Here is a 16,486-nt window from a genome sequence, read left to right as displayed (position 1 = left end):
TTTGCATGGTACGACCCGCGCGGCATCTGGCTTAGCAATCAAACATTTCTTGGATTGGAACTTAATGACCGACGAACCCGAATGGACGAGCAAACAGGTCAGCATCTGCGCGGCGTGTGCAAACACCCCGAGATAGAGACGTTGGTGAAGAGCGATGTCGCCATGCTGCGAGTCGCGCAGATTTCGGCCATAAGCGCCGCCAAAATGCGACACTGATGCTGCCGATCATCGACGAAACCGAGCCTTGGCTTCCCATTCGTGAGATCTGTTCCGGACGCGATCCGTCTCGCTGCGTCCACAGCTGTCCGCGCGCCAAACGGAACGCCATTTGATCCTGTTTTGTTCTTTCCAACAGCCGGACGTCGCACATAGCTTCTGATGGTCACTGAAGCTCAGGCAGGGGCGTCGGGTTGAATACAGGACCGTCGTGCGGCTCGCCGCGCGACGTTCGACCCGCCACTCAGGAAGGGGACGACGGCGCCAGTGGCAGAACCTTGAACCATGAGGAATCTGTCATGTCGAATACCGAACTGATCACCTGCCAGGAGGTGCTGCGCCTCACCGGCATCCGCAGCCGCTCCACCATCTGGAGAAAGATGCGCAAGGGGGGCTTCCCCCACCCTGTCGACATCGGTGGGGGCCGTATTCGCTGGCGCGCCGCCGACATCTCGGAATGGATCAACGCCCTTCCGCTGCGCCGCTACTGACCCCCCTCAATTGGCGGGCAGTGGCCCGCAGAAAGCACTCTCACAATGTCCATCTATTCCATGTTGAAGGCCGCCTTGCGCGCGCAAGGCTGGATCCTCGCCCGCGTCCCTGAAGATGACGAGCTGCACGCGGCCGAGCTCGTCGACCTTCTTACCGAGGACAACGCGGACGGACGCGCGCGGCGCTTCGCTCTTGCGTCCTGGCTGACCTTTGAGCGCCCTGTCATCGCGCGTTTTCTGGGCGAGACCTGCATCCTCACCATCGAAGGTCCGATCTACCTCAAGGACGGCTTTGGCTATCCTCTGGGAAGCCAGATGCAGACCGAGTTTGGCTGGCTCGCGCTTGCCCCGGTGGAGACCGGTCAGCTCATCGATGAGCTCCGCGCTGCGATCGATCTGGTGCTTATGCGCTGGTTCACGGACCCCGCCATGGTGCCTCGCCAGACGTCGTCACGACAGCCGCGCGAGCGGTTCTTCGATGACCATCTCGCCAGGACCCAGATCCGGCTTGCGACGCCTCCCGTCCGTCACGAGGAGCAAGCCGCCGATGACCAGTAACCTCGGAAAAGCGGGAACCATGAAGGGCCACGATGCGATGCATCGGGCCCGGAAAAGGGATACACACCCCACGCACGCGTGCAGCGAGGATTTCTGCGGGTTTGACGGGATGCGGATAGCATCTCGTCTCCGCCTATCTCCCGGCGCCCACGCAATTCCGCCATTTTTCGCGATGGCGGATCGCATCGCCCCGGAGGCGGTGCAATGAGCGCGCGGGTGCAGACGGTGCGCCTCAATCCGTCGCAATACCGGGTGCTCGCCGAGTTCGCGCAGCGGCGCGGGCTCAGCCAGTACGCCATGCTTGGCCGCGTCGTTGAAGAGGGGCTTCTGGCCTTGATCCACGACGCTGACCGGGAGACCGATCTTGCCGAAATGGCGAGTGTGATCGGGTCGATATCAGCGCGCCTTGCCGATGCCGAACGGGTGCTTGACCGCACCCTGTTCACGGCCTGCGCAGCCTATGCCTATGCCCGCTCGTCAGCGCTCGGCGGACGCACATCCGACGAGGTCATTGCCGCCGAAGCGCGGGCCGCATTCGCGCGCCAGCGCAAGCTGGCAGAGGAGAGCGAGCGATGACGGCAGGCAACGACTTCATCACCCGTGCCCACGCGCTGTGGCGCGTGCGCATGGCGCAGTGGCAGCAGCGTTTCGGGTTCTTTGCGAAGCTCGTTCTGCTGTCAGGCGGCGCAGGCGCAATCATCGCGCCGCAGTTCGTCATGAGCGCTCCCGAGCTCAAGGTGGCGGGGCAATGTCTGATGGCCAAGGCCCTCGTCATTCTGGGCGAGATAGCGGGCAGGGACCTGATGATGAACGTGTCGCTGGAGGGGTACCGTGCTACCGTCTCAGCGGCTGCTTTTGCCAACGAGCCATTCATCGCAGGAACCTTCTCCAAGGCTGTCGCTGTGCTCATCATCGGGGCAGTTCTGGGCTGCGCCCTGGGGCTTCTGGTGGTCTGGCTGATCCAGCGCACCATGTCCTCGCAAGGGCGCGATACGCTGGCCGACAGGGTGATCGGCGGTACCCGTCTGGCGCGCCAGGAAGAGGTTGCCGCGCGGACCCGCTCGATGTCCGGCGGGGGTGCGCTCCAGATCGGGCCGGTCCCCATCCCGCAGCGGATCGAGACCCGGCATTTTGCCTTACTCGGTACCACAGGGAGCGGCAAGACCACGGTCCTGCGTCAGATGCTCGACGGTATCGAAGCGCGCGGCGAAGCCGCCCTCGTCTACGACACATCGGGCGAGTTCATCGCGCACTATTACAACCCTGCGCGCGGCGACATTATCCTCAATCCCTTCGATGCCCGCTGCGCCTTCTGGTCGCCCTTCGACGAGATATCGCACCCCGCCGATGCCGACCGGATCGCGCGCCAGCTGGTCTCCGAAACCGGCAGTCAGGATGATGATGTCTGGCTCGAGACGAGCCGCATTCTGGTCGCCAATATGATGCGCTCGCTCTGGGCTGAGAAGAACGGCAGTCTCGAGGCCCTGCTCGATGCCTTACAGGTCAAGAGCAAGAAACAGCTGAAGGCCTGGCTCGGGCATACATCCTCCGCCCGCACCTTCGCCGATGACGCCGACCGCGCCACCGGCAGCGTGCTCTTCATGCTCGCCAAGGCGGCCAACCTGATCCAGTTCCTGAAGGTCGAACAGGAGAACGCGGCGCGCTTTGCCTTCCGCGATTTCATTGTCGGGCTGGACCGGATCGAGGGTGCCAAACCCTGGATCTTCGTGCCGCGCAAGGAGGACTATTTCGAGGCGGCCAAGCCGCTGAAGGCATGCTGGCTCGAATGCGCGGCGAGCGCCGTGCTGGGCCTCTCGCCATCGCCCGAGCGGCGCATCTGGTTTGTGCTCGATGAGCTTGCGGACCTGCCCCGCGTCGAAAACCTCGCGCGCCTTCTGCCCGAAGGTCGCAAGTTTGGCGCGGCGATCGCCCTCACCTTTCAGGCGCTGGGGCAGATGCGTCATCGCTATGGTGACAACATCGCCGAGGCCATGCTCGCCTGCTGCAACACCAAGCTGTTCTTGCAGACCGTTGACCGCGAAACCCGCCAGTGGGCGAGCGAGACGATCGGCCAGTGCGAAGTCGAAATGCGGATGGCAACCGACACCTTGATGGTCGGCAAGGAGGTACCCCGCACCGCCATTGCCACGCAGCGCCAGTTCCGCGCGGCCGTACTCGAAAGCGAACTGCGTCTTCCTCCGCATCAGGGCTTTCTGCTGCTGCCCGACGGCCTTCCGGTTGCGCGGATCGGGCTCACGGCTGAGCACATCGCCCGGCGGGGCTCGCCGCGCCAGCCTGCCTTTATCGCGGGCGATCCGGCGAGCACCTTGTGGAGCCGGGTCAGCGTGATTGCCGTCCCCTCTGACTCCGAACCGGAGTCAGGTACCAAGGACGGCCATGAGGCGGGACCGGTCTGATGGTGGCTTCGGTCTCCTCGCTCACCAGCGCCGGTCAGGCAGCCAGCTACTACGAGGCCGATGACTACTATGCCGAGGGCGGCTTTGCGCCCTCGGAGTGGTTCGGAGAGGCCTCAGCTGCGCTGGGCCTGTCTGGCGAAGTAGACCGCGTGGAGTTTGCCGAGCTGCTCGAAGGCCGCGTTGCCGGGCAGCAGCTTGGCACCACCCGCGATGGCAAGATCGAGCACCGACCGGGTTGGGATATCACCTTTTCCGCGCCCAAGTCGGTCTCGATCATGGCCGAGGTTGCGGGCGACAAGCGGCTGATCGCTGCGCATGCGGCAGCGGTCAAAGCCGCGCTTGGCCATGTCGAGCAGCACATGGCGGCAACCCGGGTGCGCGAGGGCGGGGAGGTGCGGCGGGAGGAAACCGGCAACCTCACCATCGCCACCTTCCGTCATGCCACAAGCCGCGCGCAGGACCCGCAGTTGCACACCCATGCGGTGATCCTCAATGCGACACAGGACAAGGACGGTAACTGGCGCAGCCTTGAGCCACGCGCGCTCTACCAACTGCAGAAGGAGATCGGGGCGATCTACCGGCAGGAGCTTGCGCACGGTGCAGCTGAGCTGGGGTACCGGATCGAGGCTGCCAGGGATGCCATGTTCGAGATCACAGGCGTTCCTGACAAGGTGATCGAGGCCCTCAGCCAGCGCACGGCTGCCATCGATGCGCGGCTTGCCGAGCGCGGCACGAGCCGGGAGGAGGCCAGCGCCGCCGAAAAGCAGATCGCCGCGCTTGATACCCGAGAGGCCAAGAGCCAAGTAGATCACAAGACCCTACGGGCAGAATGGCGCGCCACCGCCGAGGCCAAAGGTTTTGGCGAGGCGGCGCAGGCGCGCGTCATCGCCGAGGCCGAAGAGCGGGCAAAGACAGGCGAACTGGCAGCGAGCCCTGAGATGCTCGCAGCGCGCGCTGTCGCCTGGGCTGCCGCCAAGCTGTCCGAGCGTCAGGCCGTGTTCCCGGCCAGCACGCTGGCGCGTGAGGCGGGCGACTATGCCTTTGGCAGGCTCAGCCACAGCGCCATCAGCTCTGCCATTGCCGAAGCGGGCGAGCGCGGTGCGCTAGTGCCGCGCGCCTTTCTCGACCGGCGCGGGGCAGAGTTTGCGGGGTTTACCACGCCCGACGCGATCGCAACCGAACAGTCCATGCTGCGCCTTGAAGCTACCGGGCGCGGCGTTAGTGCGCCGCTGGCTTCGCCGCTAGCCGCTGCACGCGTGATCGAGCGCGCCGCGCGGCAATCCGCGCGCGCGGGGTTTGCCTGGACCGACGATCAGAAGCGCGCCACCTCTGCTTTGCTGACATCGCGCGACCGTGTGGCGGCCGTGCAGGGCTATGCCGGGACCGCCAAGACCACTACCGTGCTGGCGACCTATGCCCGCGAGGCGGCGAAGAGTGGGTTAGAGGTTACCGCACTCGCGCCGACTGCGTCGGCGGCGACTGTGTTGGGAGAGGCTCTGGGGCTTCGCGGTGATACGGTGACGCGGCATCTCGTGTCGCCGGAAGCCAAGGGCCTCGGCAAGGGCGCGGTTTGGATCGTCGATGAGGCTTCGATGCTGTCTGCGCGCGACATGGCGGCGCTGATGGCCAGCGCCGACAAGGCCGGTGCGCGGCTTGTCCTGGTCGGCGACGTCCGGCAGCTCGGATCGGTGGGCGCGGGAGCTGCCTTTGCTCAACTGCAGCAGGCTGGCATGGCCACTGCCAAGCTTGCCAGCGTCGTGCGGCAGACAAATGCCGACACCCGCGAAGCCGTCATGGCGTCAATCGAGGGCCATGCCGGCAACGCGCTTGCCGCGCTGGAGCGGGGTGGGGGCGAAGTGGTCGAAGGTGCAAGCCGAGATGCACGGCTTGCGGAGATGGCGCAGCGCTACGTTGCTCTCAGCCCTGCGGAGCGTGCCCGCACCCTTGTGATCGAGCCCTCGCGCGATGGGCGCGATACTCTCACCGGTATGGTCCGCCAGCAACTGGCGCAGCGCGGTGAGCTGTCAGCAGCAGCCGTCCGGTTCGAGGCGCTGGAAGCCAAAGGCCTGACCCGTGCTGAAACCCGCCAAGCCGCAAGCTATGCCATCGGCGATGTCGTCCGTTTTGCCCGCGACTATGCCGACAAGGGCGTCTCGCGCGGGGCCGCCTACCGGGTCGAGAAGATCGATCCGGACAAGGCCGCTATTGCATTGAAGGCCCCCGACGGGTCAGCCGTCGACTGGCGGCTGCGCCAATGGGGCGCGGGCAAGGTCGAGGTGTTCGAGCCAAAGGCGATGGAATTGCAGGCGGGCGACCGCGTGCAGTTCACCCGCAACGACCGCGAGGCAGGACGCATCAACGGGTTGCGCGGCACCATCACCAGGATCGATACTGAGCGGCAGCAGGCGACCATCGCGCTGGCCAATGGCCGGGAGCAGCGGCTTGATCTCATCGACCCCCGCGACGCCCATCTGCGCCATGCCTATGTCCAGACCGCCCACGCAGCGCAGGGCCAGACTGCCGAGCGCGTCCTGATCCACGCCGACAGTCGCTCTGCCAATCTGGTCGATCAGAAGATGCTCTACGTCGCGCTCTCGCGTGCGAGGTCGGAGGCTATTGTCGTGACCGACGACAAGGCGCGGCTGATTAGCGCCATCCATGAGCGCGCGGGCGAGAAGCAGACGGCCATGGAGGTGAGTGCTCCAGCCGCGTCCAAGGCAAAGTCTCTGGGTGCTGGTCTCGGCTGATCGGATGATGCGTGAATACAGGGCCATGACATCCTTCGCCCTGCCAATGGAATGAACTGCTCCCTGAGTGACGGCCCGTGCCGGGCGGGATCAACAGCCTGCCCGCTCCATTCGGGCTTTGCCCTCCCGTGTTGGCTGTTCCGCGCTTCGCGCTGACCCACCCGGCCATCCGGCCCGTCCCTTCATCCGCGTTCCCAACGACAGGACGAAGGATTACCACCATGGCCAGCTCCGCAACCGCCAGCATCTACGACACCATCACCAACCAGATCATCGCCGCGCTGGAGCGCGGCACCGGCGGCTGTACCCTTCCCTGGCACCGCAGCAGCGCCCCGCTCACCCGACCTGTCAATGCGGTCACCCGCAAGGCCTATCGCGGCGTCAATGTCCTTGCCCTCTGGGCCAGCGCCGAAGCGCAGGAGTTCGGGCACGGTCTCTGGGCAACCTACCGCCAGTGGCAGTCTCTGGGCGCGCAGGTGCGCAAGGGCGAGAAGGCCTCGCCGATCGTGTTCTACAAGGTGCTGGACAAGGCCGAGGGCGGCGAAGACGAAGCGCGCGAGGGCGCGGGCCGGATCTTCGCGCAGGGCTCGCATGTGTTCAACATCGCACAGGTCGAAGGCTACGCCTTGCCCGGAGTGCCCGAAGTGCCCGAAGCCGAGGCCTTCGATCCCATCTCCGATGTCGAGGCCTTCATCGCCGCCACAGGGGCTGCCATCCGCATTCAGGGCGACAGCGCTCACTACACCCTTTCGACCGACACGATCACCATGCCTGATCGCGAGCGGTTTTTTACCACCACCACCGCCAGCGCCGAGCAGAACTGGTATGCCATCCTGCTCCACGAGCTGGTTCACTGGACCGGGGCTGATCATCGCCTAGCCCGCACCTTTGGCAAGCGCTTCGGTGACGAGGCCTATGCCATGGAGGAGCTGGTCGCCGAACTTGGCTCAGCCTTCCTCTGCGGCGACCTTGGCTTGTCGGTCACCCCGCGTCCGGATCATGCCTGCTACCTCGCAAGTTGGCTGAAAGGCTCAAAGGGGACAACCGCGCGATCTTCACCGCTGCCAGCGCGGCGGCCAAGGCTGCGGAGTGGTTGGGGGATCTTTCACTGCCTGTAAAAACCTAACGAAGAAAGAGCTTTCTCCAGCCAATATGTGCGGAAGACGCCCGCGTCGGATTTTGTGCGGACATGTTTAACTTGAATCGCGCTTTCGCTGTGCCATCAGTTCGAAAAATGGCAGTCCTCGAACGACCTCCCCTGAAACGTCAAACGACTTGTATAGGCACTGGTGCACCTGAAGCGATTTCACACGTTCGGCCAACTCAGCTGCGCTTCCCGTTAGGCCAAGGGCGGAGAGTTCTGCCGGGGTAACGTTGGGCACCTTGTGTAAGAACCAGCTCAAGAGCGGCTCGCGATAGTCGGTCGCGTTCACTTTGAAGTGACGCAGGTATTGTGAGGCAAGTATGACGCCGACCCCGAACTCGCGACCCTGCAGCAGCAGCTTTCTCAGGACGTCGAATTCATATCGCATGATGTTGTCTGCTTCATCGACCAGTAGGTAGGAATCAACTGCGCGCAGCTGCGGATCCGAGCCGATGAATGGCCGCTTGGGGGTGCGGAGCATATTTTCATAGAACATGTTCAACATCACGGCGACGAGCATGTTTTTGCTGCGGTCGTCCTGACCGAGAGCATCCAAAGAGATTACGACCACTCCGTCAAGAAACTCGTCGAACGGCTGGGTATCGCTCGTCTTGGCAGCAAATACCTCCATGTCTACCAGATCGTCTATGATCGCCATTGGCGAATCTGATTTGCCATCGAGCAGCTCGGCGTAGGCCGAATGCACATCATACAATGTTGGCTGCTCGCCAGAGAGGCAGGACTCGTAGGCAGCGCGCACAGCCTTCTTGAGCTTGTCTCGCTGTACCGGACCGATCCCGCTGTATATCTTGTCTAAAACGTCGGCAAAGAAGCGGAACCTATCAAGCCATGGAGCTGCAGCGTCGCCGAGCGTACTGGTATCAAAGAGATTTAGTGGAAGGCGATAGGGTTTGACGACGCGTGCGCCAGTCGCCTCGACAAAATCCGGGCTGCTGTAATCTCGCTTGTAATCGAAGATCAGAAACCTAGGGCGAATGCCCCGGTTGGCGGCCGCAGCATCGGAGATCTGAAGGATTAACGACTTAAGCAGCTGCGTCTTGCCAGTTCCCAAATCACCAACGACGCCCATGTTCAGTTGGTTCAGCCGTGTGTCCGAGATGTTCAATACGATTTCACTCGTTTTGAAGCTGTCTACGGTGGAGCCAATAGAAAGAGCGATTCCTGACGAAGCGTCTGCCTCAACATGGCGTTCCGGACCGGCGGGACCAGCCGCATCACCGGAGGGCGGTGCAGGCCGTTCGGCGACGTCGTCTAGGCAAACTGTATCTCCAGAGACGTTCTCAGCTGAATCGGTTGCCGGCGGTCGCGCTTCGCTGATGAGTTGGGCCGCTCCATCCGGGAAAAAGCCCCACGAGCCAACTTTAGCTCGAACGCTATCGTAAAACGTAAGAGGATCACCAGCCACGACACCACCGGCATCGGCGCTGCCTATCGTAATGGTTTCGTCGAAGCCGTCCTCATCGCGGTCCCGAACCCCGCTGCGCGGACTGTCGTCGACAATGATGAGTCGGCCGCGTTGGTCAATCGAGACACAGGGATCGGGACCAAGGATCGCTGATGCAAGGCGTTCGTGCAGTAAGGACCATTGTCCCTCACGTCCCTTTACGTCGGGATGTTGGCTGTAGACCCTCATTCCGAAGCCAATAACTGACAGCAACAGATGCTGGAAACCTAGCGACCAGGCGACTGGCTGCTTGTCGTGCGGTAGCATGCTGGTCAGGAGCCTTGAGAAGGTTCTGGCCTGCTCTAGCGCGTCGTCGACTTCAGAGGCCGGAAAAATCGATCCCGGTCGGCACTTCACTTCAACGGGTGTCAAATGGATCCGGACGCCGCTCTGCCCCACCTTCGCGCCGACAACCAACAGGTCAGGGCGCGACAGGGAGGTGTCCTTTCGATCCTTTCCAAGTGACTTCGCGAGATCGGAAAAATAGCCTCGAAAAGGATCCACAGGCACGATGATGCAGACAGAAAGTTCGTCACCGCTTCCCTCGATTACGGGGATCAGGCTTTCCCCGATGTTCGAGAGCCGAAACCGATCCTGCAACATCCGGACAGCTACAAAGAGCCCAAGATCACCGGTGGCTCCGGCATTGTCGCCCGCTAGACCCCGGATCGTGGGAATTCCTCGGCGAGCGATTTCAAGCAGCACATCCTGAACTTGGTTGGGGGTGATCGATGTACATCCCGGCAACCGCGCTAGTGCTTTCGAAAGCGCCTCGCGATCCGCCTGCTTGACGCGAGACAGAAGGTAGTAGCCATTCGTATCACCCGCTCGGTGCGAATAGGACGGCATGTCGTAATCCCAGAGGTATGCTTCCTCCAGCCAACCACCAAGGAAGCAAGCGGGATCAATCGCAGACGATGATGCCGCGACAAAATCGGTCCGGCGCGTCTCGAGCATGTCGCGAACAGCATTGACATTCGGGGCAAAGCGCAGCCCGGTGCGGCGCTCACCAAGGCTTTCCAACGTACCGATACAATTCGCTACCTTGTCGGCCAGAACATCTCCCGATGCAGCAGAAGGCAATGCTTGTCTGGTCTCGCTTAGGAAAGCTCCCGGAAGCTGGCGGCGGATACGATGCCGGAGTAGTCCGCCTCGTCCCAAGGGTGAGCGGCCTTCCACCTGCGCAGCGCTCGGTTCAGACATGTCGAGTTGGGCTATGATGCCTAGATCTGGCTGCGCGTTGGCTGGCTGACCGACAAACCAGCGCACGCCGTTGCGCGTATCTTCTGCCAAGTTGGCGATGGTAGCGTCGTCTGGTTTGGCTTCGCCGTCGCGGTGGTCATAAATTTCAATGAACCGAGGACCTGCAGCCTGACGCAGTGTACGGGTGTCTTCATCGCGATACTTGCTAGAACACCATTCAATGAGGCCTTCGTTGCAGGCATCCGTTGTCCCGCCTGCACTTGCTACAACAACGCCCACGACGGGCTTGGCGGCCAAAAGTCCAGAGACGTCCTCAAGGGCCCTGCCGACTTGGGCCGCGCTGAAACCGACCGAAATACCACCGACCGAGATGCCGAACCCGTCACCAAACGGCGCAAGTCTGGAACGACTGGGAAGTCGCCCAAGCCGATCGCCGTTCCACAAGACTGACCAATAGTCCGTGCCATTCTCAACCGCGAGGAAGTCGACCTTCTCGATTCCTCCCGGCGAACGCAACGAAAGGGTTATGAGGTCTGGCACACAATCCGGGTCGAGGACGCTAACTGCGGGACAGGGATTGCCGCCCGCTTCAGCTTCGACAAGAACCCCTTGCGCAACCGCGTGCCAGGCAATCCGGACCGGATGAAGCGGGGAAAGCAGTATAGCGTCAGGAACACGCGATATGGTTCTGCGATCGTCCTCAAGTGAGGTCACAACCGCTACGTCAACCCAACACGCAACATCTGGCTCGGCGGCGAGCCATGCCTGATAGGAATCCAAATATTGCTCGACCAGAGCGCGAAAATCTTGGTCGGCCGCAAGCCATTTTCCGAGCTCAGCGGACTCGACGAGTCCGTTTTGATCGCCGCTACCTCGGACGCGGGCTGCCAATTTCTGACGCGCCTCAACAAACCCTGCTGGCGGAATAAACTCAGAAGCAAGCGGACGGGGATCCTGCAGAAACCGTCCTCGGGAGAAGATAGGGCCGTTGTCCTGACTCCAATTCGGCTGCACCCACGCATCGACATAATCGTCAGCCAGCACGATCGGAAGATAGGATTGGCCAACGGACTCCTCCGATAGCATCCAATCCTGAAGGCTAGAGGATCGGGCACTACGGTTGAGCTGCACGACAGGTTTGGCTTCTGAGGGCTCAATCACACGGCGATTTGCGCGAATGAGGCGTTCGAACTCGCTTCGGCAGCCCTGCTCCACCACGTCTTCAACAGTGACGAGCACTCGGCATGTACCGTGTGTTTCAGAACCGTCTGCAGCAGTTCGCCTGAAACTGATATCGGCTTGATAGTTTGTCTCGGCTTCGATCTCTAGCTGATGGAAGCCATCCCGTACGGGTCGGACCATAAGCGTTTGGCGAGCATCTTCGCGGTCTTGCCCATCTTCCAAGGTGCCTATGGCCGTTTCGTCCAGTTCAACTCCTGGGGAAGTGAAGATCAGCAGCTCGTATCGGCCACTCCCCGGCACGTTTAAGGTCGTAACGAGGTCTGGGCCACCTCTAACGCGACCAGTAGGCTTCTTGGGCGGCGTTAGTTTCTTAGCCAGTCTGCAGGTGACAAAGATTCCAGCGTGCCAGCTCGCTAGCGAAATGACCTTGATCGCTCCCGGCTTGAATCCGTCCGCCGTAGCGGAATAGCGGATGGGTGCTTTGTGGATGGGTGGAGTACCATCTACGAATATGGCCTCCTCTTCGCCGACAGTTACTTCGCCGAGCCTATTGTTCTTGCCGCGATCGATGCAGACGACTGTGCCTGTGGCGTCTGGTCCTACTGTTTCGAATGAAAGAGCGACTTTGCTTTCGACAAGCACCGGCATTCCCTTCCCAGTAGGGATGAGGCTGTTGGTGCAACCCATACGGATGTCGCCTTGGGCGACAGTTTCCTCGGTAAGAAGCTCGGACCACTTCTCGGTCGTCAGTCCGCGCCACCAATCAGGTGGAGGGGGCACCGTCGATCCATTTTCGGGTGCATAAAAGGCACTTGTCGCTCTTTCGAACGCGGTCGGAAGATCACATGCTTCCTTTAGATGTGCCAGAAACGCTTCGAGGTGACGAATGTCTTCCTCGTCGGCATTGTCTTGGGCGCGGCGGATACCGGGGGCAAAGCCATCGGACATTGCGTCAGCAATTTTCTCCAGAATGGCCATCTGCTCGCGCGATGAAATCGAGCCATCGCGCGTCGGAGGCGCCCCGCAAGCTAGACTAATCAAGCTTCCAGAACCAAGGCCGTGCAGCCCTGATTCGATCGAGAACAAGCGTGCTAGAAGTCGCCAAACAGCCGAACGCTCATGCTTTCGCTGGTCCATCTCATCCGCAGCTGCGGCTGCCTTGCCGATCAGGGAGCGAGCCTCGTCTTGCTGCTGGAGAGGAATACCTGCTTGGCGGATGGCTAGGCTAACCAAATGTTGGACGAACTCATCGGCCCACCAATCTTCGAAGGGCACGTTGCCGCCATTGTTAACGGCAGAGACTCCAAATTCGTCGGTGGTCGACGTGACGGAGCGCATGCTGTGCTGGCCCGGAGGGACTAACGCCAAGAATGTCGGCTGTGCTGGTGAATTCCGCAGATTGAGCAGGTGCGTATCGTTGCAGTAGCCTGAGACGCCAATTGCTGGATTTTCTTGGCCTTCTGGTAAGATCGGCAGCTGCAATAAGATCGGCACGCCATGATTCTCAGCGGAGTCCGCGGTCAGCTCGAGAAAGACTTGATCCAAGATTTCTCGCTGAGGGCCATGGAAGATTAGTCGGATTTCGCCGCGTGCCTCATCAGGTGCCTGCGCCAGTTTATCTCGAACGATTTCGGCAATGATCGTCGCCAATCGGCTCATGCCGCTTCCTCCTGAGCGTTAGGGAATGGTGGCACGAGTAGCATTCCGCTCTCAGCGTCGGGGCTATCTAGCACTAGACCCAACATCCTCAGCTGGTGACCGAGATCGTTTGTTGGGATGTCCTGATAATCCACAATTACCCCATAGCCACCAAGATGCTGCGTAAGCCGCCGGACCGACCTCGGTCCTGTGGTTCCCGCAAGCGCGCAATGAACGAGTGCGAGAACGCTGACCGGCCCGAGGCCCACCACCCAGGGGCTTGAATTGTGCGTGCCACGCTTGCGGAGCACAAAGCCTTGATCGTAGCCACGCAGTACAGGATTAGCAGCCTGTCGTTGCCCGAGGACATGTCGTGCAAATTCCATAATGTTTGACCCGATGCCCTTCTTGCAAAGCAGGGCTCGGGTTTCTCGCTCGTCCACCTCACTCATGATGTGGCTAATCTTCAGGGAAGCGAGCGCGTCAGAATTCTCTCTCAATTGATGGCAAACTTCGGCGATGGCTTTAGACGATGAGATCGAATTGGGTTCAACGCCAATCGCCTCTAGCGCCCATAAAGCTGCATTAATGCCAAGGCGTGCTTGGAGGAAAGCCGAAGCGCGGTCCTTGATCCCAGGCAAGGCTCGATCTCCATAGGAGAGGAAGTCGAATGACCTTGGGAAGATTGTTGCCCTGACTTCCTCTTCGTCCGCTGGCCCGACCCCTTTCATTGCCGCGCGGATGCATTCCCACGATTTGGCGTGGACATCGCACAGCCATGCAACGTGTGCCACGGAGGCCAGCCTGATTATGGCTTCGAGCAGGCTCGTCCACTGTCGCCGCGTCATGGATCCCTTAGCAGCGATAACGGCATCTAGATCGCGAACGAAGCGCTTTGCCGGATAACTTAGCCCTCTCGCGTCCAATGGATCGAGTAGTGGTTGTTCTTCGGGATCGACTGGTGCCCATTTGGGGGTGGGAGACCACGCTTCGATTTCAGATTGGAGAAAACGAGCAAAAACATCATCGGTTTCGGTGACGGTTAAAGCATCGAACAGCCTTTGCCACATTGCGACCGCCGACTGGCTATTTGGCGATCCCAACCAAACCATGCGCCGGATCAATGATCCTGCTGGCCAAGAATTGCTGCTCAGCCGGGCCGAACCCGAGAAGATTGCGGCTTGTGGTACCAAGGGCGTCACTTGCACGAAGCGCTTTGATGACTGGTTCGGTAGCTTGGGACTCTCGAGCACTGCATGCAGCATCATATGAAATGTGTCGGCATCCATGGCAGCAGCGTCGGGTTTCCTTGAGCGGTCGCGACTTTTCTGCACCGTTCTGTCTAGCTCGCGTCCACTTTGCGGCACGGTTCGCTCGGACGCTCCTTCAAGTCCAATATGCCGGTATAGCGACGAAAGAATGACCTCCGAGCTCGCATATTCAGGAGCAGGAGACATCGCGAGAGCCGAGTCTTGATACGCGCGGTGCGAGTTTCGCCAAGGATCGTCTCGGAATTTTTCGAGTGTCATCGGCCAGTGCCTTCCTTGCGAGAAGCAAATCCCGCACGTCGCTGAACAACCTCCTGCCCGCTTGTGCCGATCCGGATCCGTGCCTGATCTAGGACGAGCCGGTCCCTAACAATTGGACCTGACAAGCGCGCTCGTGTCGTATCGAGCAGCGCGAGCACAGACCGAGGCAGGGATGCTACGGACATTCCCTTTTCGAGTTCTTTCACAGCCTTGAAGAGGTCATAGGTTAGCGCAATTGGTTGGCTCGATTTGCTGTCACCCACTCGCAGGAAGCAAATCGGCGAAGCAGGTCGGCCATCTTTATCCCCCTCTAGCGGCTGCACGGGGCGAGAGGGCACGACAAGTGTCGCACGACGGATCGAAGGAGGCAGTGGTTGGCCGAATGTCGTGGTGAGCGAAATCTCGAAGTCTTGGTTGTGATTGAGCAACTGCCGTACTTCCTGAGCAACGTCGTATAAGTCGTCCCCCGCAGCATCCTCGATGACCCGCTGAAAGTCTGCAAGGATCGCTGCGTCAAGCACTCCAGCCGCCTTGGTGCCGAGCGCGCGCCTGGTCAGGCGGCCCGCAAAGTCTCGTATGAAGCGTTGGACATTTGAAGCGGATGCAGGACGTCTCCGGCGTATCGCGCCAATAGACAGGTCTGCGTCAAGTTTGGCCAATCTCTCGATCAATTCGACTTCTATCTTCGAGAGAATTCGATATTTTCGAATATAATCAAGGCCCTCAGTAACCGAACGACTGAAACGAACGTCGAGCTCGCGTAGCGCGAAGCTGTTGTTGTTAGTGGCTTGAACTTCAATGTTAGGGTCTGTGAGGGCTGGGTCCAGAAGTTCCGCGATACCTTCAAGCGAACTGCTTATCATCGCCGGCAAGTAAGAAGTCCTCCGCGATGAAAGAAACCACTGCAATCCCATTGCAGTGTTGTCGTCATCTAGCCCAAGCTCCTTGATCTCACGCAGCAGTGAAGGGCCCGCATCTCGATCCCACTTGTGGAAAAGCGCATGCTGATATTGTGACGCAACCAAGTCAAATATGGCTGTTGAATGGTCCTTTGATGGCTTGCCGCCGCGCTGGGCAATCGCGTCCTTTTGGACAAGCTTTGCTGCCCATTCGCATGGATCTAGGGTCGCCTCTCGTGAGGAGACTCTGTGTCCCGCCAAAAGGTAGGACATTAGTGAGAAAAGATCGCGGAAGCTCCAGCGTTTGCCACTAGCCACCTCAAACCACCGCAAGATTTGAAGGAACGATGTCTGCTCGCGGTCGCGCGAAAGGCGTTCCCGACTCCCGCAGAAGGGGCATGCGGTGCCGGCTGCGCATGAGCCCGCCTCCGGCCATTGCTGCTCATCCAGTGCGGTTTGCAATACTGCCCTCGCAGGCACCTCTCCGCCTGCTGCCGGAGCGCGCAGTAGAGACTCCGAATCCATTGGCCAGACAGCAACTTCGGGATGACCTGCCAACGGCCAGCAGGACGGTGCATCGGGAGCTAGGCTCACCGCTCGTGTGACACCTTCAAGTAAACGCCGGATGTTGGTTCGATCAGTGTCGATGGCCTCGATCAAGGCGTCGTCAAGTATGCCGCGGTTCACACAGCAAAGGTATGCCTCTTTCGCTCCCTTACTCTGAATTGCGTCTAGCTCGTCCAGCAATAGCTGTGATGCCTGTTTCCCGCTTGAGCCAACTACCGCTGACGCATCCTGAACAAGGGACAACGTTAGCGGTCTTGATGACAACCCTTCAGTATGGACATCGACACGAACCAGTCTTGGCACAGCGGCGCCGTCGCTCGGCAGAAATGACTTTCGGAATGCATCGTTGAGCGCGCCTCGAGCGCTAAGGGCCTCATCGATCCAGCCGACAGTTGACTCAATCGCTTCAGTCTTTCCGTTTCCTGGGCCT

10 protein-coding genes are annotated in these 16,486 nt (G+C 60.6%); 7 read left to right on the top strand and 3 right to left on the bottom strand.

The annotated features are described in order from the left end of the window. Positions 1-81: 81 nt before the first annotated feature. From PS060_RS03760 to PS060_RS03730, 7 genes are all read left to right on the top strand, one after another. A complete protein-coding gene (locus PS060_RS03760) occupies positions 82-216 on the top strand; it encodes a hypothetical protein (RefSeq protein WP_273985582.1) in 135 nt (44 codons plus the stop codon). A gap of 299 nt (positions 217-515) precedes the next feature. Continuing rightward, positions 516-707: a helix-turn-helix transcriptional regulator gene (locus PS060_RS03755; RefSeq protein WP_023836545.1), complete on the top strand. Its 192-nt coding sequence runs from the start codon at positions 516-518 to the stop codon at positions 705-707. A 45-nt stretch (positions 708-752) separates the two neighbouring features. Next, positions 753-1,265, top strand: coding sequence for a hypothetical protein (locus PS060_RS03750; protein ID WP_273985575.1), 513 nt, complete (start codon positions 753-755; stop codon positions 1,263-1,265). 204 nt (positions 1,266-1,469) lie between these two features. After that, positions 1,470-1,841: a hypothetical protein gene (locus tag PS060_RS03745; protein WP_273985573.1), complete on the top strand. Its 372-nt coding sequence runs from the start codon at positions 1,470-1,472 to the stop codon at positions 1,839-1,841. Beyond that, positions 1,838-3,682, top strand: coding sequence for a type IV secretion system DNA-binding domain-containing protein (locus PS060_RS03740; protein WP_273985571.1), 1,845 nt, complete (start codon positions 1,838-1,840; stop codon positions 3,680-3,682). Before PS060_RS03745 ends, PS060_RS03740 begins: the two co-directional genes overlap by 4 nt. Further along, positions 3,682-6,429 (top strand): MobF family relaxase, encoded by a 2,748-nt coding sequence (gene mobF, locus PS060_RS03735; RefSeq protein ID WP_273985569.1) that lies wholly within the window; start codon positions 3,682-3,684, stop codon positions 6,427-6,429. The genes PS060_RS03740 and mobF overlap by 1 nt, the downstream gene beginning before the upstream one ends. Before the next feature lie 221 nt (positions 6,430-6,650). Next, positions 6,651-7,547, top strand: a complete 897-nt coding sequence (locus PS060_RS03730; protein WP_273985568.1) for an ArdC family protein — start codon at positions 6,651-6,653, stop codon at positions 7,545-7,547. A gap of 75 nt (positions 7,548-7,622) precedes the next feature. On the opposite strand, the gene PS060_RS03725 is transcribed toward PS060_RS03730, so the two are convergent. From PS060_RS03725 to PS060_RS03715, 3 genes are read right to left on the bottom strand one after another with little or no spacing between them, the layout of a single operon-like run. After that, on the bottom strand, positions 7,623-13,082 hold the full coding sequence (locus tag PS060_RS03725; protein ID WP_273985566.1) for an ATP-binding protein: 5,460 nt from the start codon (positions 13,080-13,082) through the stop codon (positions 7,623-7,625). Further along, the gene (locus tag PS060_RS03720) at positions 13,079-14,590 is read right to left on the bottom strand and encodes a hypothetical protein (RefSeq protein ID WP_273985565.1); all 1,512 of its coding nucleotides are present in this window, start codon (positions 14,588-14,590) and stop codon (positions 13,079-13,081) included. The genes PS060_RS03725 and PS060_RS03720 overlap by 4 nt, the downstream gene beginning before the upstream one ends. Beyond that, positions 14,587-16,149, bottom strand: a complete 1,563-nt coding sequence (locus tag PS060_RS03715; RefSeq protein WP_273985563.1) for a hypothetical protein — start codon at positions 16,147-16,149, stop codon at positions 14,587-14,589. The genes PS060_RS03720 and PS060_RS03715 overlap by 4 nt, the downstream gene beginning before the upstream one ends. Positions 16,150-16,486: the final 337 nt, after the last annotated feature.

The organism is Erythrobacter sp. BLCC-B19 (assembly GCF_028621955.1).
Taxonomy (GTDB): Bacteria; Pseudomonadota; Alphaproteobacteria; order Sphingomonadales; family Sphingomonadaceae; genus Erythrobacter.
Note: the sequence above shows the minus strand (reverse complement) of the source record. Positions and strands in the feature narration are given on the sequence as shown.

Bases quoted from the DNA above. Each gene is read 5' to 3' on its own strand.
- PS060_RS03760 (WP_273985582.1), top strand. From the start codon at position 82: ATGGACGAGCAAACAGGTCAGCATCTGCGCGGCGTGTGCAAACACCCC.
- PS060_RS03755 (WP_023836545.1), top strand. From the start codon at position 516: ATGTCGAATACCGAACTGATCACCTGCCAGGAGGTGCTGCGCCTCACC.
- PS060_RS03750 (WP_273985575.1), top strand. From the start codon at position 753: ATGTCCATCTATTCCATGTTGAAGGCCGCCTTGCGCGCGCAAGGCTGG.
- PS060_RS03745 (WP_273985573.1), top strand. From the start codon at position 1,470: ATGAGCGCGCGGGTGCAGACGGTGCGCCTCAATCCGTCGCAATACCGG.
- PS060_RS03740 (WP_273985571.1), top strand. From the start codon at position 1,838: ATGACGGCAGGCAACGACTTCATCACCCGTGCCCACGCGCTGTGGCGC.
- mobF (WP_273985569.1), top strand. From the start codon at position 3,682: ATGGTGGCTTCGGTCTCCTCGCTCACCAGCGCCGGTCAGGCAGCCAGC.
- PS060_RS03730 (WP_273985568.1), top strand. From the start codon at position 6,651: ATGGCCAGCTCCGCAACCGCCAGCATCTACGACACCATCACCAACCAG.
- PS060_RS03725 (WP_273985566.1), bottom strand. From the start codon at position 13,082: ATGAGCCGATTGGCGACGATCATTGCCGAAATCGTTCGAGATAAACTG.
- PS060_RS03720 (WP_273985565.1), bottom strand. From the start codon at position 14,590: ATGACACTCGAAAAATTCCGAGACGATCCTTGGCGAAACTCGCACCGC.